Source organism: Nocardioides cavernae (assembly GCF_013410035.1).
Lineage (GTDB): Bacteria > Actinomycetota > Actinomycetes > Propionibacteriales > Nocardioidaceae > Nocardioides > Nocardioides cavernae_A.
This window is the reverse complement of sequence record NZ_JACCBW010000002.1, coordinates 784587-806383: the sequence shown is the minus strand read 5'-3', so window position 1 is coordinate 806383 and position 21797 is coordinate 784587. Positions and strand designations below refer to the sequence as shown.

The window sequence follows — 21797 nt, the reverse complement described above, 5'->3', positions numbered from 1 at the left end:
CGATGGGTGATGATGGTCGGGTGGGCGTGTACGAGGGGAGCCGACGTTGATCGTGGAAGCGCGGTACGCCAGTGGCACCGGCGTGCTCGTCGGCAGCGGCGCGCACTGGGTGCTGCTGACGGACCCCGGTGACGAGCAGGTCGTCCAGGAGATCTGGGACGTCCTGTCGATGACCGCGCCCTCCGGCGCGACGGTCGTCGAGCGCGTGATGGCGATCGCGGAGAAGGCCTTCGACGGCGACCCGCCGGCGCTCGCCCTGGTCGACTTCACCTCGGGCGCCTCCACGACCCTCTCCCGCGGCTCGGGCCACGTACGCCTGGCCGGCCCGGCCCGGGTGCTCAGCCTCGACGGCGGCGCCGACCCCGACGGCCTCGCGACCACGCGCCGCCTCGTCGGCGGCGTGGTCGCCTCCGACCGGGTCGAGCTCACCCCGATGTCGGTGCGCACCGCCCCCGCCCACCGGGCCGAGGAGGTCGCGGCGCCTCCGGCCGCCGGCGACCTGATCGACGGCATCCCCGCCTCGATCCTCGCGGCCAAGGGCCCCGACGGCCCGCCCCCGCGCACCCGCATGCGTCGTCCGGCCGAGGACACCGGCGCCCCCCTCCCCGACACCTCGGAGCCCGACCCGCTGATGGTCGAGCGCATCGAGCAGGGCACCCACACCACGATCCGCCCGGCGTCCGCGCCGCACACCCCGCCCACCGACCCGGCCGGCGGGCCCGAGGACCACGACGGGTCCACGACGATGCGTCCGGCGCACCTGGCCCAGGGCACGGCCCCGACGGTGCTGGCGGTCAGCTGCCCGCTCGGCCACCTCACCCCGCCGATCGCCCCGCAGTGCCGGGTGTGCCACCAGCGGGTCGCGCCGCAGGAGCCGCGCCGGGTCGACCGGCCGGCGCTCGGCGGGCTCCGGCTCCCGACCGGCGAGGTCGTCCCGCTGGACCGGGGCGTCATCCTCGGGCGCAAGCCCGCGCCCGCCGAGGGCAGCACCGACTGGCCGCACCTGGTGCACCTGCCCGCCGACCACTCGTTCGTCTCCCGCCGCCACCTCCAGATCGAGCTGGACGGCTGGGACGTGGTGGCCCGCGACCTCGACAGCCGCGGCGGCACGACGATCGCGGCCCCGGGACGTGACGCCGAGCGGATGCGCCCCGGTGACGCCTACGTCCTCGAGCCGGGCACGGTCCTCGACATGGCCCACGTCTACGCCGTCCGCTTCGAGACGGGGGCGGTCTCCCGGTGAGCGCACCTGTCATCCCCGGGTTCACGTTCGTCGAGCACCTGGGCAGCGGAGGCTTCGCCGACGTCTTCCTCTACGAGCAGCAGTGGCCCCGCCAGCGGGTCGCGGTCAAGGTCGTACGACCCGACGTGCCGCTGACCGACCGCGAGAAGTACCTCTTCACCGCCGAGGCCAACGCGATGGCCCGGCTCGCCGACCACCCCTACATCGTCTCGGTGATCACGGCCGGGGTCACCGCCGAGGGCGGGCGCCCGTTCCTGGTGATGCGCTACTGCCCGCCGCCGGACCTCGGCGTCCGCGTGCGCTCCAACCCCATGGCACCGGTCGACGCGGTCTCCACCGGCATCAAGCTCGCCAGCGCGATCGAGACCGCCCACCGCTCGGGCATCCTGCACCGCGACATCAAGCCCAGCAACGTGCTCGTCACGAGCTACCACGAGCCGGCGCTCACCGACTTCGGCATCGCGGGCCACGTCTCGGAGGTCGACGGCGACAACGACGTCCGCATCTCCTACCCGTGGTCGCCGCCGGAGCTGCTCGACGGTCGCTCCAACGGGTCGGTGGCCTCCGACGTCTACTCACTCGGCGCCACCATCTGGCACCTGCTCGTGGGCCGGTCGCCCTTCGCGATCCCGTCCGGCGACAACTCGACGCGCGCCCTCAGCGCGCGCATCCTCCACGCCGCTCCCCCGGCCACCCAGCGCCCCGACGTGCCTCCGGCCCTCGACCGCCTGCTGCAGCAGTGCCTCGCCAAGCGGCCCGAGCACCGTCCCGCCAGCGCCCTCGAGCTCGCCCGGGCGCTCCAGCGCATCGAGTCCGCCGCGGGCTGGCCGCGCACCGCGGTCGCGGTGGAGGGCGACCGTCCCGACGCCTCGGTCGCCGCCCCCGAGGTGCCCGACGCGCCGGAGGACGCCACCGCGATGAAGCCGGTGACGGTCATCTCCGCCAGCGGCCCCCGGCGCATCGCCGCCCAGGACCCCGTCGCCGCGCCCGACGAGGACGACGAGAGGCAGGGCGTCTCCGGGCTCGTCTGGGCGGGCATCGGCGCCGCCGTGGTCGCGGTGCTGGTGGGCTTCCTCGTCCTCGGGGGCAACGACCGCGAGGAGGACCCCGGCGTGGTCGTCCCGACGGACTCCCAGACCCCGGACCTCGGCCTGCCCGAGGGGCTGACCGAGGCGCCGACGCTCTCGGGCAGCCGTACGCCCCGCGGCGTCCTCTTCACCTGGAACGCCCCCGTCGAGCTCGAGGAGGGCGACGCGTTCCGCTGGCACCGCGACGACACCGACGAGTACGGCACCCAGGAGGGGGGCCGTCTCCTCGTGCGCACCGACGAGCCCGTGTGCCTCGACGTCGTGATGACCCGCGGCAGCGACAGCTCCCCGAGCGCGAAGCAGTGCGTCAGCTGAGCGACCTCGGACCCGTCAGGGTCAGTCGTCCTCCCAGTCGCGACGCGGCCCGGTGGCGGCGTCCTGCTCCTCGGGCGTCATGCGGCTCGAGACGTACAGCGAGAGCGCGGCGGTGACGGCCAGCGTGGCGACGATGACGACCAGCGAGAGCCAGATCGGGATCTCCAGCCAGGCGTAGTCGAGGTGCTCGCCGCCGTTGATGAACGGCAGCTCGTTCTCGTGCAGCGCGTGGAAGAACAGCTTGACGCCGATGAACGCCAGCAGGAACGCCAGTCCGTAGGACAGGTAGATCAGGCGCTGGAGCAGGCCACCGATGAGGAAGTAGAGCTGGCGCAGGCCCATCAGCGCGAAGATGTTGGCCGTGAGCACCAGGTAGGGCTCCTTGGTGATGCCGAAGATCGCGGGGATCGAGTCGAGCGCGAAGAGCAGGTCGGTCGTGCCGAGCGTGAGGATCACGATGAACATCGGCGTGATCATCTTCTTGGCGCCGTCGCCGCTGACCAGCAGCTTCTTGCCGTGCCACTCCGAGGTCGCCGGGAAGCGCTTCTCGACGAACGCGACGAGCTTGTTCTCCTCGAACTCGTCGTCCTCGTCCTCGGCGCCCTCCTTGGCCAGCTTGAAGGCGGTGTAGACGAGGAACAGTCCGAACAGGTAGAAGACCCAGCTGAAGTTGTTGATCGCCGCAGCGCCGACGCCGATGAAGATCGCCCGCATGACCAGCGCCATGACGATGCCGATCATCAGGGCGTACTGCTGCAGCTCCTTCGGCACGGCGAACTTGGCCATGATGATGATGAAGATGAAGAGGTTGTCGATCGACAGGGAGTACTCGACCAGCCAGCCGGAGAAGAACTCCAGGCCGTGCTGGTGGTCCCACGTGAGCCACACGCCGGCGCCGAACAGGATGGCGAGGCCGACGTAGATCGACAGGTAGGTCGCGCACTCCTTCATGCTCGGCTCGTGCGGCCGGCGGCCCACGATGACGAGGTCGAAGGTGAAGATCACGATCGTGACCGCGAAGGTGGCGATCCAGACCCAGGTGGGGACGTCCACGCTTGAGCTCCTAGTGGTGAGAGTGAGTACGGCTTCCGCGCAGCACGCGGACGCCGGAGGTCTCTTCCGCCCGCCTGACTGCTGCGAACCAGTGGCACCGGGCTCCGCTCGCGCGGATGCCGTACTGACGACACCACTACCGGGGAATACTCCCCTCCAACCGGCTCAGTCTGTCACGACCGTGCGGGTGGGTCCCACCTCGGCCCTCAGCGTCCGCCGAATGGGATGCCGAGCCCGGCCAGGCGGGCCTCGCCGCCGTCGACCGCCGTCAGCACCCAGGTGCCCTCCGGGGTGACGGTGAAGGTGTGCTCGAAGTGTGCGGCGACGGAGCCGTCGACGGTGGCGACGGTCCACTCGTCCTCGAGCAGGTCGGTGTGCTTGCTGCCGAGGGTGACCATCGGCTCGACCGCCAGCGCCAGGCCCTCGACGATCGATGGCCCGCGGCCGCGCCGGCCGTAGTTGGGCACGTTGGGGGCCATGTGCATCTCGGTGCCGATGCCGTGACCGGTGTAGTCCTCGAGGATGCCGTAGCGGCCCTGCGCCCGGACGTAGGTCTCGATCGCGTTGCTGATGTCGGTGACCCGGCCGCCGAGCCGTGCCGCGGCCATCCCGCGCCACAGCGACTCCTCGGTCACCCGGAGCAGCTCGGTGACCTCGGCCGCGACCTCCCCGACGGGGACCGTGACGGCCGCGTCGCCGTGCCAGCCCGCGACGATGGCGCCGCAGTCGATGGAGATCACGTCACCCTCGGCGAGGGTGCGCGGACCGGGGATGCCGTGGACCACCTCGTCGTTGACCGACGCGCAGATGGTGGCCGGGAACGGGGGCTGGCTGTAGCCCTTGAACGACGGGACGCCGCCGTGGTCGCGGATGTGGGTCTCCGCGAGCGTGTCGAGCTCCAGCGTGGTCACGCCGGGGCGTACGGCCGCGCGGAGCAGCTCGAGGGTCTCCCCCACGAGTCGTCCCGCGACGCGCATCAGGTCGATCTGCTCGCGGCTCTTGATCTCGATCCCGCGGTCGCGCAGGCCCACGCGACTCAGCTCTCGGGGATCACGTCGAGGGCGTCGAAGATCCTCGTCGTGACCTCGTCGACCTCGCCCATGCCGTCGACCTCGACGAGGATGCCCCGCTCGCGGTAGACCTCGATCAGGGGCGCGGTCTGCTCTGTGTAGACCTCCTGGCGGCGACGGATGACGTCCTCGGTGTCATCGGCGCGGCCGTCGGTCTGCGCCCGCTGCAGCAGTCGCTGGACGAGCTCCTCGGGGTCGACGGTGAGGACGACCGCAGCGTCGAGCGCGTGCCCGGTGTGCTTGATCATGCCGTCGAGCTCGCCGACCTGGTCGAGCGTGCGCGGGTAGCCGTCCAGCAGGAAGCCGGGCTCGGCGTCGGGCTCGTCGATGCGGTCGCGGACCATCCGGTTGGTGACCTCGTCGGGGACGTACTCGCCGGCGTCCATGTAGCGCTTGGCCTCGACACCGAGCGGGGTGCCCTGCGAGACGTTGGCCCGGAAGATGTCGCCGGTCGAGATCGCAGGGACACCGAAGTGGTCGGCCACGAAGCGGGCCTGCGTGCCCTTGCCCGCACCCGGCGGGCCCATCAGGATGAGTCTCATTTAGCGGAGGAATCCTTCGTAGTTGCGCTGCTGGAGCTGGCTCTCGATCTGCTTCACCGTGTCGAGCGCGACACCCACCATGATGAGGATCGACGTGCCGCCGAACGGGAAGTTCTGGTTGGCCTGGATCATCGCGAACGCGATGAGCGGGACCAGCGAGATCAGACCGAGGTAGAGAGCTCCAGGGAACGTGATGCGGGACAGGACGTAGGACAGGTAGTCCTCGGTCGGCTTGCCCGCCCGGATCCCGGGGATGAAGCCGCCGTACTTCTTCATGTTGTCCGCGACCTCCACAGGGTTGAAGGTGATCGAGACGTAGAAGTACGTGAAGAAGATGATGAGTGCGAAGTACGAGATCATGTACAGCGGGTGGTCGCCGCCCACGAGGTAGGTGCCGATGAAGTCCAGGACCGGGTTGGAGCTCTCCGGGTTGAACTGCACCGCCATCGCCGGCAGGTAGAGCAGCGACGAGGCGAAGATGACCGGGATGATGCCGGCCTGGTTCACCTTGAGCGGGATGTAGGTCGAGTTCCCGCCGAACATCTTGCGACCCACCATGCGACGGGCGTACTGCACCGGGATGCGGCGCTGCGCCTGCTCGATGAAGATGACGGCGGCGACCAGGATCAGGCCGACGACCATCACGATGCTGAAGACGACCCAGCCCTTGGAGGTCTGCACGCTCCACAGCGACGCCGGGAAGGTGGCGACGACCTGGGTGAAGATCAGGATCGACATGCCGTTGCCGATGCCGCGGTCGGTGATGAGCTCACCGAGCCACATGATGACCGCGGTGCCCGCGGTCATGGTGACCACCATGACGAGGAAGGTGCTCGTGCCGTCGTCGTGCAGCAGGTCGCGCGTGCAGCCCTGCAGCAGCGCGCCGTTGCGGGCGAGCGCGACGATGCCCGTGGCCTGGAGGACCGCGAGGCCCAGCGTCAGGTAACGGGTGTACTGCGTGATCTTCGTCTGGCCGGCCTGGCCCTCCTTCTTCAGCGCCTCGAGCCGCGGGATGACCACGACGAGCAGCTGCAGGATGATGGAGGCCGTGATGTACGGCATGATCCCGAGCGCGAAGATGGTGAGCTGGAGCAGCGCACCACCTGAGAAGAGGTTGATCAGGCTGTAGAGGCCGCCCTCCTCCAGCTGGCTGATGCAGGCCTGCACGTTGGCGACGTGCACACCGGGGGTGGGCACCTGCGAGCCGAGCCGGAAGATCGTGATGATCAGCAGGACGAAGAGCAGCTTGCGCCGCAGGTCCGGAGTCCGGAAAGCGTTGGCGAACGCGCCTAGCACTGGTTCCTCTTTCGTATGGGTGCCCGGCCATGATCGGCGGGCGGACGAGAAACCCTCACCGTCGTGCGGCGGAGGGCCCGGGGAAGCCTAACAGTCGGGTTCTGACCCGCTTTATCCCCGGGAGTCAAGGGGAAGAACGACAAAGGCCCGGCCGACAGTTCCCACTGTGCGGCCAGGCCTTCACCGGATGTGCGAGATCGCGGCCTCAGGCCACGGTCGCGGTGCCGCCGGCGGCCTCGATCTTCTCCTTGGCGGAGGTCGAGAACGCGTCGACGCTCACCTGGACGGCGACCGAGATGTCGCCCTGGCCGAGCACCTTGACGGGCTGGCCCTTGCGGACGGCGCCCTTCGCGACGAGGTCGGCGACGGTCACGGAGCCGCCCTCGGGGAACAGCTCGCCGAGGCGGTCGAGGTTGACGACCTGGAACTCCACGCGGAAGGGGTTCTTGAAGCCCTTCAGCTTGGGCAGGCGCATGTGGATCGGCATCTGGCCACCCTCGAAGGCAGCCGGGACCTGGTAGCGCGCCTTGGTGCCCTTGGTACCGCGACCGGCGGTCTTGCCCTTCGAGCCCTCACCGCGACCCACGCGGGTCTTGGCGGTCTTGGCGCCCGGAGCGGGACGCAAGTGGTGCAGCTTGAGCGTCATGTCACTCCACCTCCTCGAACGTCACCAGGTGACGGACGGTGTTGATCATGCCCCGGATCTCCGGGCGGTCTTCCTTCACGACGACGTCGCCGATCCGCTTGAGACCGAGGGAACGAAGCGTCTCGCGCTGGTTGGCCTTGAGGCCGACCGTGCCGCGCTTCTGCTGGACCTTGAGCTGTGCCATCAGGCCGACACCTCCGCCGCAGCCTCGGCACGCGCCTTGAGCAGGGCGGCCGGGGTGACGTCCTCGACGCGCATGCCACGGCGAGCAGCCACGGCCTCGGGCTCCTCGAGCATCCGCAGCGCCTCGACGGTCGCGTGGACGATGTTGATCTGGTTGGACGAGCCGAGCGACTTGCTCAGCACGTCGTGGATGCCGGCGCACTCGAGGACCGCACGCACCGGGCCACCGGCGATGACGCCGGTACCGGGAGCGGCGGGACGCAGCAGGACGACGCCCGCGGCCTTCTCACCCTGCACCGGGTGCGGGATGGTGCCCTGGATGCGGGGGACCTTGAAGAAGTGCTTCTTGGCCTCCTCGACACCCTTGGCGATCGCCGCGGGAACTTCCTTCGCCTTGCCGTAGCCGACGCCGACCAGACCATCACCGTCGCCGACGATCACGAGGGCGGTGAAGCTGAAGCGACGACCACCCTTCACGACCTTGGCGACACGGTTGATCGCCACGACGCGCTCGATGTAGGCGGTCTTGTCAGCCTGGCCGCGACCGTTGTCGCGTCCTCCGCGACGGTCGCCGCCCTGGCGCTCGCCACCGCGCTGTCCGCGCTGGGCTCCGCTCATGAGACTTTCTCCTCTTTCAGAATTCTTCGCGTGGGCGATCAGAACTGGAGGCCGCCCTCACGGGCGGCGTCGGCCAGGGCCGCGATGCGGCCGTGGTACTTGTTGCCGGCACGGTCGAAGACGACGCCCTCGACGCCCGCGGCCTTGGCACGCGACGCGACGAGCTCGCCGACCTTCTTGGCCTGCGCGGTCTTGTCGCCACCCGCGGTGCGGACGTCGGCCTCCATCGACGAGGCGTACGCCAGCGTCGCGCCGGCGAGGTCGTCGACGACCTGCACGGTGATGTGGCGGGCCGAACGGGTCACGACCAGGCGCGGACGCTCGGTCGTGCCGTGGATCCGCTTGCGACCGCGCGCCTGGCGGCGCAGGCGGGCACGGACACGGTTCGCCGTGTGCTTGTTGTTGCTCAGCGAGATCGCCATGTCACTTACCGGCCTTTCCGACCTTGCGGCGGATGTGCTCGCCGGCGTAGCGCACGCCCTTGCCCTTGTAGGGCTCGGGCTTGCGGAGCTTGCGGATCTTGGCCGCAACCTCACCGACGAGCTGCTTGTCGATGCCGACGACGCCGAGCTTGGTCGGGCCCTCGGTCGTGAAGGTGATGCCCTCGGGGGCGTCGAAGATGATCGGGTGCGAGTAGCCGAGCTGGAACTCCAGCTGCGTCGGGCCCTTCGGCAGGACGCGGTAGCCCACGCCGACGATCTCGAGCTTCTTCTCGTAGCCCTCGGTCACGCCCACCACCATGTTGTTGATGAGGGTGCGGGTCAGGCCGTGCAGCGAGCGGCTCTCGCGCTCGTCGTTGGGACGCTGCACCTCGAGGATGCCGTCCTCGCCCTTGGCGACCGTGATCGGCGAGGCGATGGTGTGCGACAGGGTGCCCTTGGGGCCCTTGACGGTCACCAGCGAGTCGTCGATCGCGACGTCGACACCGGACGGGACCGCGATGGGGAGCTTGCCAATGCGCGACATGCTTCTCTCTCTTCCTGGTCTCAGTTGGTCCGGGTCACCAGACGTAGGCGAGGACTTCGCCGCCCACGCCCTTCTGGTTCGCCTGGCGGTCGGTCAGCAGTCCCTGCGACGTCGAGATGATCGCGACGCCGAGGCCACCGAGGACCTTGGGCAGGTTGGTGTGCTTGGCGTAGACGCGCAGGCCGGGCTTGCTGATGCGGCGCACGCCGGCGATCGAGCGCTCCCGGTTGCGGCCGTACTTGAGCGTCACGGTCAGCGTCTTGCCGACGGCGGGCTCGCCCTCGGCCGAGACGTTGTCGGCGACGTCGTAGGAGGTGATGTAGCCCTCCTGCTTGAGGATCTCCGCGAGGCCGGCCTTCATCTTGCTGTAAGGCATCGACACCACGTCGTGGTACGCCTGGTTGGCGTTGCGCAGACGCGTGAGCATGTCTGCGATCGGGTCAGTCATCGTCATGATGTGGTTCTTTCTCGTCGTGGTTTCCTCAGGCTCACGGCCTGGGGACCTGCAACGGGTGTGAGGTGATTACCAGGAGGACTTGGTGACGCCGGGCAGCTCGCCGCGGTGGGCCATCTCGCGCAGGCAGATGCGGCACAGGCCGAACTTGCGGTAGACGGCCTTGGGGCGACCGCAGCGCTGGCACCGGGTGTAGCCGCGGACGGCGAACTTCGGCTTGCGGGCGGCCTTGACCTTGAGCGCAGTCTTCGCCATGTCAGTTCTCCTTGAACGGGAAGCCGAGCTGCTTGAGCAGCGCGCGCCCCTCGTCGTCGTTGGTGGCGGTGGTCACGACGGTGATGTCCATACCGCGCGACCGGTCGATCCGGTCCTGGTTGATCTCGTGGAACATGACCTGCTCGGTGAGACCGAAGGTGTAGTTGCCGCGACCGTCGAACTGCTTCGGCGAGAGGCCGCGGAAGTCACGGATGCGGGGCAGCGCCAGGGACAGCAGGCGGTCCAGGAACTCCCACATGCGGTCGCCGCGCAGCGTGACGTGCGCGCCGATCGGCATGCCCTCGCGCAGCTTGAACTGCGCGATGGACTTGCGGGCCTTGGTCACGGCCGGCTTCTGACCGGTGATCGCGGTGAGGTCGCGGATGGCGCCCTCGATCAGCTTGGAGTCGCGAGCAGCCTCGCCGACGCCCATGTTGACCACGATCTTGGTCAGGCCGGGCACCTGCATGATGTTGGCGATCTCGAACTCGTTGCGCAGGGCGGGGACGATCTCCTCGCGGTAGCGCGCCTTGAGGCGGGGGATCTCGGTGGTCTGGGTCTCGGCCATCTCAGATCTCCTTGCCGGTCTTGCGGGACACGCGGACCGAGCGGCTGGCCTCGTAGGTCGAGCCGTCGGGACGGCGCTTGGTGACCTCGTCGCGGCGGAAGCCGACGCGCGTGACGCCGTCGCCCTCGACGAGCATCACGTTGGAGACGTGGATGGGCGCCTCGCGGGTGATGATGCCGCCGGTGGTGTTGGTCTGCTGCACGGACTTGGTGTGGCGCTTGACGAGGTTGACACCCTCGACGATCACGCGCTCCTCCTCGCGGAGGACCGTGATGACCTTGCCCTGGGCACCCTTGTCCTTGCCAGCGATCACCTTGACGGTGTCGCCCTTCTTGATGTTCATGTCCTTACCCATCTCTCACAGCACCTCCGGGGCGAGCGAGATGATCTTCATGAAGCGCTTCTCGCGCAGCTCGCGGCCGACCGGGCCGAAGATGCGCGTGCCACGGGGCTCGCCGTCGTTCTTGAGGATGACGGCGGCGTTCTCGTCGAAGCGGATGTAGGAACCGTCGGCGCGGCGACGCTCCTTGACGGTGCGCACGACCACGGCCTTGACGACGTCGCCCTTCTTGACGTTGCCACCGGGGATCGCGTCCTTGACGGTGGCGACGATGACGTCACCGATGCCGGCGTAGCGACGCCCAGAGCCACCGAGAACACGGATGCAGAGGATCTCCTTCGCACCGGTGTTGTCGGCGACCTTGAGTCGCGACTCCTGCTGGATCATTGATTTCTCCTGGTTGTCGAGCTGGTTCTCGCCCTCTCATCGGGGAGCGAGCCTGGCCGAACTGATATGTGGAAACTGGTGCGCGAGGCCCGAGGGCCTCAGGTCACTTGGCCTTCTCGAGCACCTCGACGAGGCGCCAGCGCTTGGTGGCCGAGAGCGGGCGGGTCTCCATGATGAGGACCCGGTCGCCGATGCCGCACTGGTTGGTCTCGTCGTGTGCCTTCAGGCGCGACGTCTTGCGCAGGACCTTGCCGTAGAGGGCGTGCTTCACGCGGTCCTCGACGGCGACGACGATGGTCTTGTCCATCTTGTCGCTCACGACGAGGCCCTCGCGGGTCTTGCGCTGGTTGCGCTCGCCAGCCGTGGTAGCAGTGTTGTCGCTCATGCCTTCGCCTCTTCGTTGGTGCCCGGCGCCGTGCGGATCCCGAGCTCGCGCTCACGGACCACGGTGTAGATGCGGGCGATGTCCTTCTTGACCGTGCGGAGCCGGCCGTGGCTCTCCAGCTGGCCGGTGGCCGCCTGGAAACGGAGGTTGAACAGCTCCTCCTTGGCCTCGCGCAGCTTCGCCTCCAGCTCGGTGGCGTCGAGCTCGTCGAGCTCGTGGGCGTTCAGCTTGGTTGCCATCAGAATTCACCGGCCTCACGGGAGATGAACCGGCACTTCATCGGGAGCTTGTGCATCGCGCGGCGCATGGCCTCGCGGGCAACCGTCTCGTCGACGCCGGAGAGTTCGAACATGACGCGGCCGGGCTTGACGTTGGCCACCCACCACTCGGGGGAGCCCTTGCCGGAGCCCATGCGGGTCTCGGCCGGCTTCTTGGTCAGCGGGCGGTCCGGGTAGATGTTGATCCAGACCTTGCCGCCACGCTTGATGTGACGGGTCATGGCGATACGGGCCGACTCGATCTGTCGGTTGGTCACGTAGTGACCCTCGACCGCCTGGATGCCGAAGTCACCGAAGGCCAGCGAGGTGCCGCCCTTGGCGACGCCACGACGCTTGGGATGGTGCTGCTTGCGGTGCTTGACGCGACGGGGCATCAACATGAGGTCAGGCCTCCTGTCCGGTGCTCGGTGCAGCCTCGGCAGCCGGGGCCGCTGAGGTCTCAGCGGTGGCCTCGGTGCGAGGAGCGCGGTCGCCGCGCGAGCCACGGCTCGGACGGTCGCCGCCACGGGTGTTGGGACGACCACCACGGCCGGGGGCACCGGCGCGGGCGGCCTGCTGGGCCTGGCGCTCGGCACGCGTGCCGGCGACCTCGCCCTTGTAGATCCACACCTTCACGCCGATGCGGCCGAAGGTGGTGCGGGCCTCGTAGAAGCCGTAGTCGATGTCCGCGCGGAGGGTGTGCAGGGGCACGCGGCCCTCGCGGTAGAACTCCGTGCGCGACATCTCGGCACCGTTGAGACGACCCGAGCACTGGATCCGGATGCCCTTGGCACCCGAGCGCATCGAGGTCTGCATCGCCTTGCGCATGGCGCGGCGGAACTGCACACGGCCGGAGAGCTGCTCGGCGACGCCCTGGGCGACCAGCTGCGCGTCGATCTCGGGGTTCTTGACCTCGAGGATGTTGAGCTGCACCTGCTTGCCGGTGAGCTTCTCGAGCTCGCCGCGGATGCGGTCGGCCTCGGCGCCGCGGCGACCGATGACGATGCCGGGACGCGCGGTGTGGATGTCCACCCGGACGCGGTCACGGGTGCGCTCGATCTCGACCTTGGCGATGCCGGCCCGCTCCATGCCCTTGGAGAGCAGCTTGCGGATGGCGACGTCCTCACCGACGTACGACTTGTAGAGCTTGTCGGCGTACCAACGGCTCTTGTGGTCGGTGGAGATGCCCAGGCGGAAGCCGTTCGGGTTGATCTTCTGGCCCATCAGGCACCCTTTCCGTTCTTGCCCTTGGCGGACGTGGTCAGCGCGTCGGCCGGCTGCACCGCGAGGGTGATGTGGCTCGTGCGCTTGTTGATGCGGGTCGCGCGGCCCTGGGCACGCGGACGCCAACGCTTCATCGTCGGGCCCTCGTCGACCATCGCGACGGAGAGGACGAGGTCGGCCCGGTTGAGGCCCTCGGTCGTCTCCGCGTTGGCGATCGCGCTCTCCAGCACCTTGTAGACGGTCTCGGAGGCGGCCTGCGGCGCGAACTGCAGCAGCGTCAGGGCCTCGTCGACCTGGAGGCCACGGACCATGTCGACGACACGGCGGGCCTTCATCGGGGTGATCCGCACGTAGCGTGCGCTGGCGAACGCGCCCGGCTGGTCGCCGAGCAGCGACTCGCGGCGCGCACTGGTGCGGCTGCGCTCGGTGGTGCTCATCGACGGCGTCCCTTCCGGTCTTCCTTGACGTGCCCGCGGTAGGTGCGGGTCGGGGCGAACTCCCCGAGCTTGTGGCCGACCATCGAGTCGGTCACGAAGACCGGGACGTGCTTGCGACCGTCGTGCACGGCGATGGTGTGACCGATCATGTCGGGCACGATCATCGACCGGCGCGACCAGGTCTTGATGACGTTGTGCGAGCCCTTCTCGTTCTCGGCGTCCACCTTCTTCTGGAGGTGGCCGTCCACGAAGGGGCCCTTCTTGAGGCTACGAGGCATGTCGGTTACTTCCTACCCTTGCCGGACTTGCGACGACGGATGATCTGGCGGTCGCTGGCCTTGCGCTTGCGCGTGCGGCCCTCGGGCTTGCCCCACGGGGAGACCGGGTGGCGACCACCGGAGGTCTTGCCCTCGCCACCACCGTGCGGGTGGTCCACGGGGTTCATGACGACACCGCGGACGGTCGGGCGGACGCCCTTCCACCGCATGCGGCCGGCCTTGCCCCAGTTGATGTTGGACTGCTCGGCGTTGCCGACCTCACCGATCGTGGCGCGGCAGCGCACGTCGACGAAGCGCATCTCGCCGGAGGGCAGGCGCAGCGTGGCGCGGCTCCCCTCACGGGCGACCAGCTGGGCGGAGTTGCCGGCGGAGCGGGCGATCTTCGCACCGCCGCCGGGACGCAGCTCCACGCAGTGGATGGTCGAGCCCACCGGGATGTTGCGCAGCGGCAGGTTGTTGCCCGGCTTGATGTCGGCGTTGGGGCCCGACTCCACCATGGTGCCCTGCTCGAGGCCGCGGGGCGCGACGATGTAGCGCTTCTCGCCGTCGGCGTAGTGCAGCAGCGCGATGCGAGCGGTGCGGTTGGGGTCGTACTCGATGTGAGCGACCTTGGCCGGCACGCCGTCCTTGTCGTAGCGACGGAAGTCGATGATGCGGTAGGCACGCTTGTGACCGCCACCCTTGTGCCGGGTGGTGATGCGGCCCTGGTTGTTGCGGCCACCGTTCTTCGGCAGCGGGCGCGTCAGCGACTTCTCCGGCGTGGACCGGGTGATCTCGACGAAGTCGGCCACCGAGGAGCCACGACGGCCCGGGGTGGTCGGCTTGTACTTGCGGATAGCCATGTCAGTTCCTATTCAGGAGCCCGGTCAGGAGACCGGACCTCCGAAGATGTCGATGCGGTGGCCCTCGGCGAGGCTGACGATCGCTCGCTTGGTGTTGGGACGCTTGCCCATGCCGTAGCGGGTGCGACGCGTCTTGCCCTGGCGGTTGATCGTGTTGACGGAGGTGACCTTGACGTCGAAGACCTTCTCGACCGCGATCTTGATCTCGGTCTTGTTGGCGTCCGGGTGGACGATGAAGGTGTACTTGTTGGCGTCGAGCAGGCCGTAGCTCTTCTCCGACACGACCGGCGCGATCAGGATGTCGCGGTGGTCCTTGTGCAGGGTGCTCACTTGTCGTCCTCCTTGGCACGGGTCAGGCCGGCGGCCTCGGCGTCCTCGACGGACTTGAACCAGAAGTCACCCGCGGAGACGTCGTAACCGGCGTCGCCCTCGACGAGGTAGGTGCCGGCCTGCTGGCCGAGGACCTCGTAGCCCTTCGGGTTCTTGCCGCTCTTGAGCGGCGCCTTGGCACCGGCGGGGAGCTCGGCCTCGGCCTGCTCCTCGGTCGCGGCGGGCGTCTCCGCCTTCTCGACCTTCTCGGCCTTGGCGGGGGCGGGGGCGCCACCGACGAAGACGTCGTAGGCACCCTTGGTGAAGACCACGTCGTCAGCGGCGAGCACGTCGTAGGTGTTGAGCTGGTCGACGGCGACGATGTGGACCTCGGGCGCGTTGCGCAGCGAGAGCCAGGTGATCGCGTCGGAGCGCTCGAGCACCACGAGGTAGCCCACGCGGTCGGTCAGCGAGGTCAGCGCGGCGAGCGCGGCCTTGGTGGAGGGCTTGTCGCCCGACACCAGGCCGTCGACCACGTGGACGCGGTCGTTGCGGGCCCTGTCGGAGAGGGCACCGCGCAGGGCGGCGGCCTTCATCTTCTTGGGGGTGCGCTGGTCGTAGCTGCGCGGCTGCGGGCCGTGGACGGTGCCACCGCCGGCGAACTGCGGCGCGCGGGTCGAGCCCTGGCGGGCGCGACCGGTGCCCTTCTGCTTGTAGGGCTTGCGGCCACCGCCGCGGACCTCGCCGCGGGTCTTGGTGGCGTGCGTGCCCTGACGCGCAGCGGCCTGCTGGGCCACGACGACCTGGTGGATCAGGGGGATGTTGACCTCGACGTCGAAGATCTCGGCGGGGAGGTCGACCTTGACGGTCTTGACAGCCATGCTCAGGCCTCCTGCTTCTTCGCGGCCGAGCGGAGGACCACGAGCCCGTTCTTGGGGCCGGGGACGGCGCCCTTCACGAGGATGAGGCCCTTCTCGGCGTCGACGGCGTGGACCGTCAGGTTCTGGGTGGTGACCGTGTCGTTGCCCATGCGGCCCGACATGCGGGTGCCCTTGAACACGCGACCCGGCGTGGCGCAGGCGCCGATCGAGCCGGGCTTGCGGTGGTTGCGGTGGGCACCGTGGGAGGCGGACACACCGGCGAAGCCGTGACGCTTCATCGTGCCGGCGAAGCCCTTGCCCTTGCTGGTGCCGGTCACGTCGATCTCCTCGCCGGCGGCGAAGGTCTCGACCGTGAGCTCCTGGCCCACGGTGTAGCTGGCGGCGTCAGCGGTGCGGATCTCCGCGACGTGGCGACGGGGGGTGACGCCGGCCTTGGCGAAGTGACCCGCCTCGGGCGAGTTCACCTTGCGTGCCTCGATCTCGCCGAAGCCGACCTGGATGGCGTTGTAGCCGTCCACCTCGGGCTGGCGGACCTGCGTCACGACGTTGGTCGCGGCCGCGATCACGGTGACGGGGACGACCTTGTTGTTCTCGTCCCAGAGCTGGGTCATGCCGAGCTTGGTGCCCAGCAGGCCCTTGGCGTTGCGCTCGAAAGTGTTCGTCATGTCAGGCCTCAGAGCTTGATCTCGATGTCGACACCGGCAGGCAGGTCGAGACGCATCAGCGAGTCGACGGTCTTCGGCGTCGGGTCGATGATGTCGATCAGACGCTTGTGCGTGCGCATCTCGAAGTGCTCGCGGGAGTCCTTGTACTTGTGGGGCGAGCGGATGACGCAGTACACGTTCTTCTCGGTCGGCAGCGGCACAGGGCCGGCGACCTTCGCACCCGTGCGGGTGACGGTGTCCACGATCTTCCGCGCCGAGGTGTCGATCACCTCGTGGTCATAGGCCTTGAGCCTGATGCGGATCTTCTGTCCCGCCATAGGTCCCTGTCCTCTTCGATCTCGTACGCCTGGTCTGGTTTCGGCTCTCAACCCCCGGTGGGCGAGCGCCGCCTGTCTCTCCTCCACCCTCCGACCCCCGCGGTCGGGCGTGTCGCGGTGTCTAGCCGTGACGCGACCCCAACGGGAAGCGGTGTTTCTCTGGGTGGCACCCGCCGGTCGGCGGATCTGGTCGGGTCTCCGATCACCGTGCGATCACGCTGTGATCCACGTGCGATGTCGGCGCGACGCACGCGGACGACTGGCTCGATCAAGGAGACGCGATTCAGAAGTCAAGGTGTGCCGCGCCCCGGCGACCCGCCGGAGCAACCGGAACATCTTGACAGACCCGGCACCCCCACGCCAAATCGCAGTGGTCGCGGGCGGGACGGCATGCGCCTCACACCCGCGGACGGCCCACGGCGTGCTGGCCCGGCCACCCCACGCACCGAGGACAGGGGTGCAGCCTTGTGCGCGCACCGGGCTCGGCCTACCGTCGGAGGATGGCCGGGTTGGTCGCGATCGTCGTCTGCACGCTGATGCTGGGCGTCGCGATGGCGGTGTTCCTGTGCCCGGGCGAGATGGCCCGGGCCTACCGGCGGGCCCGGACCCGGGTCTCCCCCGTCGAGCCCGCGCCCGAGGGCCCGCCCATCGAGGAGCTGGCCCGTTCGTTGCGCCGGCTGCGGGGCGAGGTGCTCGCGCCGGCGCCGGGCACCACCATGGCGCGTCGTCGCGGGGCGACCGCGGCGTACGAGGACCTGCTGGTGGCCGCGGCGCGTGCGCTCGGCGAGCCCGACACCCTGACCGGGGTGCCCGAGGGCACCGACCGCGAGGCCGAGCGGCTCCGGCTCGAGCACGTGCTGCGCCGCGCCGGGCTGGCGCTGGACTGACGCTCAGGACGTCCTGCGATAGCAGAAGTCGGCGATGTCGCGACCGACGTCGCGGCCCTTGCGCTCGAAGCGGGTCACCGGACGCTCGGCCCAGCGCTCGACCTGACCGCCCTCGAGCGTGGGCTCGGCGTCGAGCACCTCGCGCATCTGGTCGGCGTAGTCGGCCCAGTCGGTCGCCAGGCGCCAGGCCCCGCCGGGCACCAGGCGCGAGGAGGCGAGGGCGGCGTTGGCCGGGTTCACCAGCCGGCGCTTGCGGTGCTTGGTCTTGCGCCACGGGTCGGGGAAGAAGGTCCAGATCTCGGCGAGGCTGTCCGGCGCGATGAGGTTCTCCAGCGTCCAGACGGCGTCGACGGAGCAGAAGCGCACGTTGTCGGCGCCTGCCTCCGCCACCCGCCACAGCGAGTCGGCGACGCCGGGACGCCACACCTCGAGCGCCAGGACGTTGTGGTCGGGGCGCGCCGCGGCGAGCACGGCGGTCGCCTCCCCGATGCCGGGTCCGATCTCGACGATCAGCGGCGCCTCGCGGCCGAAGCGCTCGGTGAGGTCGAAGCCCGGCTGGTCGACCGCCTCGTCCGGGATGACCCAGTCGGCCTGGTGGGCCGCCCACGACTCGGCCTGCCGCGGGGTGAACCGGCTCCCCCGGCGCGAGTACGTGAGCACCTCGCGCATGCGCCGCCCGTCCGGGGTGAGCTTGTGGTGCGGGCGGGCAGGGCGTACGGCGTCGTTCACCGGACCATCCTCCCCGCTCCCCCGGCGCGGACGCACATCGCGGGGGCGTGCCTCAGAGGTGCGCGAGGGCCCCGATCAGCACCGAGCGCAGCCGCTGCTCGATGTCGTCGAACTCGGCCTGGCCGATGACGAGCGGCGGCGCGAGCTGGATGACCGGGTCGCCGCGGTCGTCGGCGCGGCAGTAGAGGCCCGCCTCCCACAACGCGCCGGACAGGTAGCCGCGGAGCAGCCGCTCGGACTCGGCGTCGTCGAAGGTCTCCTTGGTCTCGCGGTCCTTGACCAGCTCGATGCCGTAGAAGTAGCCGTGGCCCCGGACGTCGCCGACGATGGGGATGTCGAGGAGCTTCTCCAGCGTCGAGCGGAACGCCGGTGCGTTCTGCTGCACGTGGGCGTTGAGGCCCTCGCGCTCGAAGATGTCCAGGTTGGCCATCGCGACCGCCGAGGAGACGGGGTGGCCGCCGAACGTGTAGCCGTGGGCGTACGCCGTGGTGCCGGCCCGGAACGGCTCGAACAGGCGGTCGCTGGCGATCATCGCCCCGATCGGCGAGTAGCCGGACGTCATGCCCTTGGCGCACGTGATGATGTCGGGCTGGTAGCCGAACTCGGCCGCGCCGAACATCTCGCCGACCCGGCCGAAGGCGCAGATGACCTCGTCGGAGACGAGCAGGACGTCGTACTGGTCGCAGATCTCGCGGACCCGCTCGAAGTAGCCGGGCGGGGGCGGGAAGCAGCCGCCGGCGTTCTGCACGGGCTCGAGGAAGACCGCGGCGACGGTGTCGGGGCCCTCGAACTCGATGGCTTCGGCGATCCGGTCCGCGGCCCATCGGCCGAACGCCTTCTCGTCGTCGCCGACGAACTCGGGGCGACGGTAGAAGTTGGTGTTGGGCACCTTGTGCGCGCCCGGGACCAGCGGCTCGAACATCTCCTTCAGCGGCGGGATGCCGGTGATCGACAGCGCCCCCTGCGGGGTGCCGTGGTAGGCGACGGCGCGCGAGATCACCTTGTGCTTGTTGGGCTTGCCGGTCAGCTTGAAGTACTGCTTGGCCAGCTTCCACGCGGACTCGACGGCCTCACCGCCGCCCGTGGTGAAGAAGACGCGGTTGAGGTCGCCCGGCGCCATCGCGGCGATCCGGTCGGCGAGCTCGACGGCCCGCGGGTGCGCGAAGGACCACAGCGGGAAGAAGGCCAGCTCCTTCGCCTGCTTCGCGGCTGCCTCGGCCAGCTCCTCGCGGCCGTGGCCGACCTGGACGACGAACAGCCCGGCGAGGCCGTCGATGTACTCGCGCCCGTGGCTGTCCCAGATCTTGTGGCCCTCGCCCCGGACGATCAGCGGCATCTCGCCGCCGGTCTCGTAGGTCGAGTGGCGCGTGAAGTGCAGCCACAGGTGGTCGCGGCCGGCCGCCTGGTAGTCGAACGACGGGTCGAGGGACGGGTCGGTGCTCATCGGGTACCCCAGTTGTAGTGCTGCTTGTTGAGCTTGAGGTAGACGAAGGTCTCCGAGGAGACCACGCCCTCCAGCTCTCGGATCTGTCGGATGACGTCGAGCAGGTGCGGGTCGTCCTCGCACACGACCTCGACGAGGAGGTCGAAGCTGCCGGCCGTGGTGACGACGTAGTCGACCTCGCGCACCAGCGCCAGCCGGTCGCCCACCTTCATCGGGTCGCCCTCGGTGCGCACGCCGATCATCGCCTGGCGCGTGAACCCGACCTGGGTCGGGTCCGTCACCGCGACGACCTGCATCACGTCCGAGTCCAGCAGCTTCTGCACGCGCGCCCGGGCGGCGGCCTCCGACAGGCCGACCGCCTTCGCGATCGCGGCGTACGAGATCCGGCCGTCCTCCTGGAGCAGCTCGATGATGCGCTTGGCGGTCGCGTCCAGCCGCACCGTTCCCTCCGTCATGGGGCACATGGTTGCCCTCAGGAGCGGCTTTATCAAGTCACCCGGCGCGGAATCCGCATTTCGGACTCGTTAATTCTGCGATTACCGCAGATTCTTTGGGCGCAAGTATGGAGATTGCTCCCCCACCCGTCCTAGTCTCCCCTCACCGCACCCGACCGCCCCCGACCGGGAGGACCCCCACGTGACCAGCCCCCGCACGCTGCGCAACTTCATCGGCGGCACCTACGTCGACGGCGCCGCCGGCGCGTCCAGCGACGTCGTCGACCCGTCCACGGGCCAGGTCGTCGCACACGCGCCGGTGAGCGGCCCGGAGGAGGTCGACGCGGCGTACGAGGCAGCCGACCGGGCGTTCGGCGAGTGGGGCAGCACGACCCCCGGCGAGCGCCAGCAGGCCCTGCTGAAGATCGCGGACGCGATCGAGTCGCACGCCGAGGAGCTCATCGACCTCGAGTCGCGCAACACCGGCAAGATCAAGGCGCTGACCGCGAGCGAGGAGATCCCGCCGATGGTCGACCAGCTCCGGTTCTTCGCCGGCGCGGCACGCGTCCTCGAGGGCAAGGCGGCCGGCGAGTACATGGCCGGGCACACGTCGTGGATCCGGCGCGAGCCGATCGGCGTGGTCGGGCAGGTGACGCCGTGGAACTACCCGCTCCTCATGGCGGTGTGGAAGATCGGTCCGGCCCTCGCCGCCGGCAACACCGTCGTGCTCAAGCCCAGCGACACGACCCCCGAGAGCACCCTCCGGCTCGCGGAGCTCGCCTCGGAGTTCCTGCCGGCCGGCACGCTCAACGTCGTCACGGGCGACCGCGAGACCGGACGCCTGCTCGTGGAGCACCGCACGCCGGGACTGGTGGCGATCACCGGCTCCGTACGCGCGGGCGCGGAGGTCGCCGCGAGCGCGGCCCCGCAGGTCAAGCGGGTCCACCTCGAGCTCGGCGGCAAGGCGCCGGTCGTGGTGTTCGACGACGCCGACATCGAGGCCGCCGTCGAGGGCATCGCGATCGCCGGCTACTTCAACGCCGGCCAGGACTGCACCGCGGCGACCCGCGTGCTCGCTGGGCCGGGCATCCACGACGACTTCGTCGCCGCGCTCTCCGAGTACGCGCGGAGCTCCTCCCCCGTCGGGCTGCCGGACGACGAGGACGCGCTGTTCGGCCCGGTCAACAACCAGCGGCAGCTCGCCCACGTCAGCGGGTTCATCGAGGACCTGCCCTCGCACGCGACCGTGTCGGCCGGCGGCAACCGCCGCACCGACCTGGGTGACGGCTACTACCTCGAGCCGACCGTCCTGTCGGGCCTGCGGCAGGACGACGCCGCCATCCAGAACGAGATCTTCGGGCCGGTGATCACCGTCCAGCGCTTCACCGACGAGGCCGAGGCGGTCCGGTGGGCCAACGGCGTCGACTACGGCCTGGCATCGTCGGTGTGGACCAGGGACTTCGGCCGCGCCATGCGGATGTCGAAGGCCCTGGACTTCGGCTGCGTGTGGATCAACACCCACATCCCGCTGGTCGCCGAGATGCCGCACGGCGGCTACAAGAAGTCGGGCTACGGCAAGGACCTGTCGATGTACGGGTTCGAGGACTACACCCGGATCAAGCACGTCATGGCCAACATCGAGAGCTGACGTCGACAGCCGACCACCGGACAAGCGAAGCGACTC

Annotated in this window: 32 protein-coding genes; 4 read left to right on the top strand and 28 right to left on the bottom strand. The window is 69.5% G+C overall.

Annotation, left to right across the window (positions count from 1 at the left end; genetic code table 11):
- Positions 1-52 precede the first annotated feature (52 nt).
- Positions 53-1243, top strand: a complete 1191-nt coding sequence (locus F4692_RS21580) for an FHA domain-containing protein (RefSeq protein ID WP_179619752.1) — start codon at positions 53-55, stop codon at positions 1241-1243.
- The gene (locus F4692_RS11415; protein WP_179619751.1) at positions 1240-2646 is read left to right on the top strand and encodes a serine/threonine-protein kinase; all 1407 of its coding nucleotides are present in this window, start codon (positions 1240-1242) and stop codon (positions 2644-2646) included. The genes F4692_RS21580 and F4692_RS11415 overlap by 4 nt, the downstream gene beginning before the upstream one ends.
- Positions 2647-2667: 21 nt before the next feature.
- Here the strand turns inward: F4692_RS11415 and F4692_RS11410 are convergent, their stop codons facing one another.
- The 25 genes from F4692_RS11410 to rpsJ all read right to left on the bottom strand — a co-directional run bounded on the left by F4692_RS11410 (position 2668) and on the right by rpsJ (position 16619).
- Positions 2668-3699, bottom strand: coding sequence for a TerC family protein (locus F4692_RS11410; RefSeq protein ID WP_179619750.1), 1032 nt, complete (start codon positions 3697-3699; stop codon positions 2668-2670).
- Between the two features lie 206 nt (positions 3700-3905).
- Positions 3906-4730, bottom strand: coding sequence for a type I methionyl aminopeptidase (map, locus tag F4692_RS11405; RefSeq protein ID WP_179619749.1), 825 nt, complete (start codon positions 4728-4730; stop codon positions 3906-3908).
- A 5-nt stretch (positions 4731-4735) separates the two neighbouring features.
- A complete protein-coding gene (locus F4692_RS11400; protein ID WP_179619748.1) occupies positions 4736-5311 on the bottom strand; it encodes an adenylate kinase in 576 nt (191 codons plus the stop codon).
- Positions 5312-6607 carry a preprotein translocase subunit SecY gene (gene secY, locus F4692_RS11395; RefSeq protein WP_179619747.1) on the bottom strand — a complete coding sequence of 432 codons (1296 nt, stop codon included), beginning with the start codon at positions 6605-6607 and terminating at the stop codon, positions 5312-5314.
- Positions 6608-6812: 205 nt separating this feature from the next.
- A complete protein-coding gene (gene rplO, locus F4692_RS11390; protein ID WP_179619746.1) occupies positions 6813-7253 on the bottom strand; it encodes a 50S ribosomal protein L15 in 441 nt (146 codons plus the stop codon).
- Between the two features lies 1 nt (position 7254).
- Positions 7255-7437 carry a 50S ribosomal protein L30 gene (rpmD, locus tag F4692_RS11385; protein WP_090969275.1) on the bottom strand — a complete coding sequence of 61 codons (183 nt, stop codon included), beginning with the start codon at positions 7435-7437 and terminating at the stop codon, positions 7255-7257.
- The gene (gene rpsE, locus F4692_RS11380) at positions 7437-8054 is read right to left on the bottom strand and encodes a 30S ribosomal protein S5 (protein WP_179619745.1); all 618 of its coding nucleotides are present in this window, start codon (positions 8052-8054) and stop codon (positions 7437-7439) included. The genes rpmD and rpsE overlap by 1 nt, the downstream gene beginning before the upstream one ends.
- 38 nt (positions 8055-8092) lie before the next feature.
- The gene (gene rplR / locus F4692_RS11375; RefSeq protein WP_179619744.1) at positions 8093-8476 is read right to left on the bottom strand and encodes a 50S ribosomal protein L18; all 384 of its coding nucleotides are present in this window, start codon (positions 8474-8476) and stop codon (positions 8093-8095) included.
- A gap of 1 nt (position 8477) precedes the next feature.
- Positions 8478-9020, bottom strand: a complete 543-nt coding sequence (gene rplF / locus F4692_RS11370; RefSeq protein ID WP_179619743.1) for a 50S ribosomal protein L6 — start codon at positions 9018-9020, stop codon at positions 8478-8480.
- A 34-nt stretch (positions 9021-9054) separates the two neighbouring features.
- Entirely contained in the window at positions 9055-9474 is a 420-nt protein-coding gene (rpsH, locus tag F4692_RS11365) for a 30S ribosomal protein S8 (RefSeq protein ID WP_179619742.1), read from the bottom strand.
- Positions 9475-9543: 69 nt separating this feature from the next.
- Positions 9544-9729 carry a type Z 30S ribosomal protein S14 gene (locus F4692_RS11360; protein WP_011757321.1) on the bottom strand — a complete coding sequence of 62 codons (186 nt, stop codon included), beginning with the start codon at positions 9727-9729 and terminating at the stop codon, positions 9544-9546.
- 1 nt (position 9730) lies between these two features.
- The gene (gene rplE / locus F4692_RS11355) at positions 9731-10297 is read right to left on the bottom strand and encodes a 50S ribosomal protein L5 (protein WP_179619741.1); all 567 of its coding nucleotides are present in this window, start codon (positions 10295-10297) and stop codon (positions 9731-9733) included.
- A gap of 1 nt (position 10298) precedes the next feature.
- Positions 10299-10640 (bottom strand): 50S ribosomal protein L24, encoded by a 342-nt coding sequence (gene rplX, locus F4692_RS11350; protein WP_179619740.1) that lies wholly within the window; start codon positions 10638-10640, stop codon positions 10299-10301.
- A 15-nt stretch (positions 10641-10655) separates the two neighbouring features.
- A complete protein-coding gene (rplN, locus tag F4692_RS11345) occupies positions 10656-11024 on the bottom strand; it encodes a 50S ribosomal protein L14 (RefSeq protein WP_056599693.1) in 369 nt (122 codons plus the stop codon).
- 103 nt (positions 11025-11127) lie between these two features.
- Positions 11128-11409: a 30S ribosomal protein S17 gene (gene rpsQ / locus F4692_RS11340; RefSeq protein WP_179619739.1), complete on the bottom strand. Its 282-nt coding sequence runs from the start codon at positions 11407-11409 to the stop codon at positions 11128-11130.
- Entirely contained in the window at positions 11406-11648 is a 243-nt protein-coding gene (gene rpmC, locus F4692_RS11335; protein WP_218858397.1) for a 50S ribosomal protein L29, read from the bottom strand. Before rpmC ends, rpsQ begins: the two co-directional genes overlap by 4 nt.
- Positions 11648-12067: a 50S ribosomal protein L16 gene (rplP, locus tag F4692_RS11330; protein ID WP_179619738.1), complete on the bottom strand. Its 420-nt coding sequence runs from the start codon at positions 12065-12067 to the stop codon at positions 11648-11650. Before rplP ends, rpmC begins: the two co-directional genes overlap by 1 nt.
- A gap of 4 nt (positions 12068-12071) precedes the next feature.
- The gene (gene rpsC, locus F4692_RS11325; protein WP_179619737.1) at positions 12072-12890 is read right to left on the bottom strand and encodes a 30S ribosomal protein S3; all 819 of its coding nucleotides are present in this window, start codon (positions 12888-12890) and stop codon (positions 12072-12074) included.
- Positions 12890-13327 (bottom strand): 50S ribosomal protein L22, encoded by a 438-nt coding sequence (rplV, locus tag F4692_RS11320; protein WP_179619736.1) that lies wholly within the window; start codon positions 13325-13327, stop codon positions 12890-12892. Before rplV ends, rpsC begins: the two co-directional genes overlap by 1 nt.
- Positions 13324-13605 (bottom strand): 30S ribosomal protein S19, encoded by a 282-nt coding sequence (rpsS, locus tag F4692_RS11315; protein WP_056906592.1) that lies wholly within the window; start codon positions 13603-13605, stop codon positions 13324-13326. The genes rplV and rpsS overlap by 4 nt, the downstream gene beginning before the upstream one ends.
- 5 nt (positions 13606-13610) lie before the next feature.
- Positions 13611-14447, bottom strand: coding sequence for a 50S ribosomal protein L2 (gene rplB / locus F4692_RS11310; protein WP_179619735.1), 837 nt, complete (start codon positions 14445-14447; stop codon positions 13611-13613).
- A gap of 24 nt (positions 14448-14471) precedes the next feature.
- Entirely contained in the window at positions 14472-14777 is a 306-nt protein-coding gene (gene rplW, locus F4692_RS11305) for a 50S ribosomal protein L23 (protein WP_056906590.1), read from the bottom strand.
- Complete coding sequence (rplD, locus tag F4692_RS11300; RefSeq protein ID WP_179619734.1) at positions 14774-15637, bottom strand: 50S ribosomal protein L4, sunset domain variant; 864 nt, start codon at positions 15635-15637, stop codon at positions 14774-14776. Before rplD ends, rplW begins: the two co-directional genes overlap by 4 nt.
- A 2-nt stretch (positions 15638-15639) precedes the next feature.
- Complete coding sequence (gene rplC / locus F4692_RS11295) at positions 15640-16302, bottom strand: 50S ribosomal protein L3 (RefSeq protein ID WP_179619733.1); 663 nt, start codon at positions 16300-16302, stop codon at positions 15640-15642.
- A gap of 8 nt (positions 16303-16310) precedes the next feature.
- On the bottom strand, positions 16311-16619 hold the full coding sequence (gene rpsJ / locus F4692_RS11290; protein ID WP_008360994.1) for a 30S ribosomal protein S10: 309 nt from the start codon (positions 16617-16619) through the stop codon (positions 16311-16313).
- Between the two features lie 500 nt (positions 16620-17119).
- Between rpsJ and F4692_RS11285 the strand changes: the two genes are divergently transcribed.
- Positions 17120-17506 carry a hypothetical protein gene (locus tag F4692_RS11285; RefSeq protein WP_179619732.1) on the top strand — a complete coding sequence of 129 codons (387 nt, stop codon included), beginning with the start codon at positions 17120-17122 and terminating at the stop codon, positions 17504-17506.
- Between the two features lie 3 nt (positions 17507-17509).
- Here F4692_RS11285 and trmB read toward each other — a convergent pair whose 3' ends face one another.
- From trmB to F4692_RS11270, 3 genes are read right to left on the bottom strand one after another with little or no spacing between them, the layout of a single operon-like run.
- Positions 17510-18235, bottom strand: coding sequence for a tRNA (guanine(46)-N(7))-methyltransferase TrmB (gene trmB / locus F4692_RS11280; RefSeq protein ID WP_308645270.1), 726 nt, complete (start codon positions 18233-18235; stop codon positions 17510-17512).
- A 52-nt stretch (positions 18236-18287) separates the two neighbouring features.
- A complete protein-coding gene (locus tag F4692_RS11275) occupies positions 18288-19679 on the bottom strand; it encodes an aspartate aminotransferase family protein (RefSeq protein WP_179619731.1) in 1392 nt (463 codons plus the stop codon).
- The gene (locus F4692_RS11270; RefSeq protein WP_179619730.1) at positions 19676-20134 is read right to left on the bottom strand and encodes an Lrp/AsnC family transcriptional regulator; all 459 of its coding nucleotides are present in this window, start codon (positions 20132-20134) and stop codon (positions 19676-19678) included. Before F4692_RS11270 ends, F4692_RS11275 begins: the two co-directional genes overlap by 4 nt.
- Before the next feature lie 181 nt (positions 20135-20315).
- On the opposite strand from F4692_RS11270, the gene F4692_RS11265 reads away from it, so the two are divergent.
- On the top strand, positions 20316-21761 hold the full coding sequence (locus tag F4692_RS11265) for a gamma-aminobutyraldehyde dehydrogenase (protein ID WP_179619729.1): 1446 nt from the start codon (positions 20316-20318) through the stop codon (positions 21759-21761).
- Positions 21762-21797: the final 36 nt, after the last annotated feature.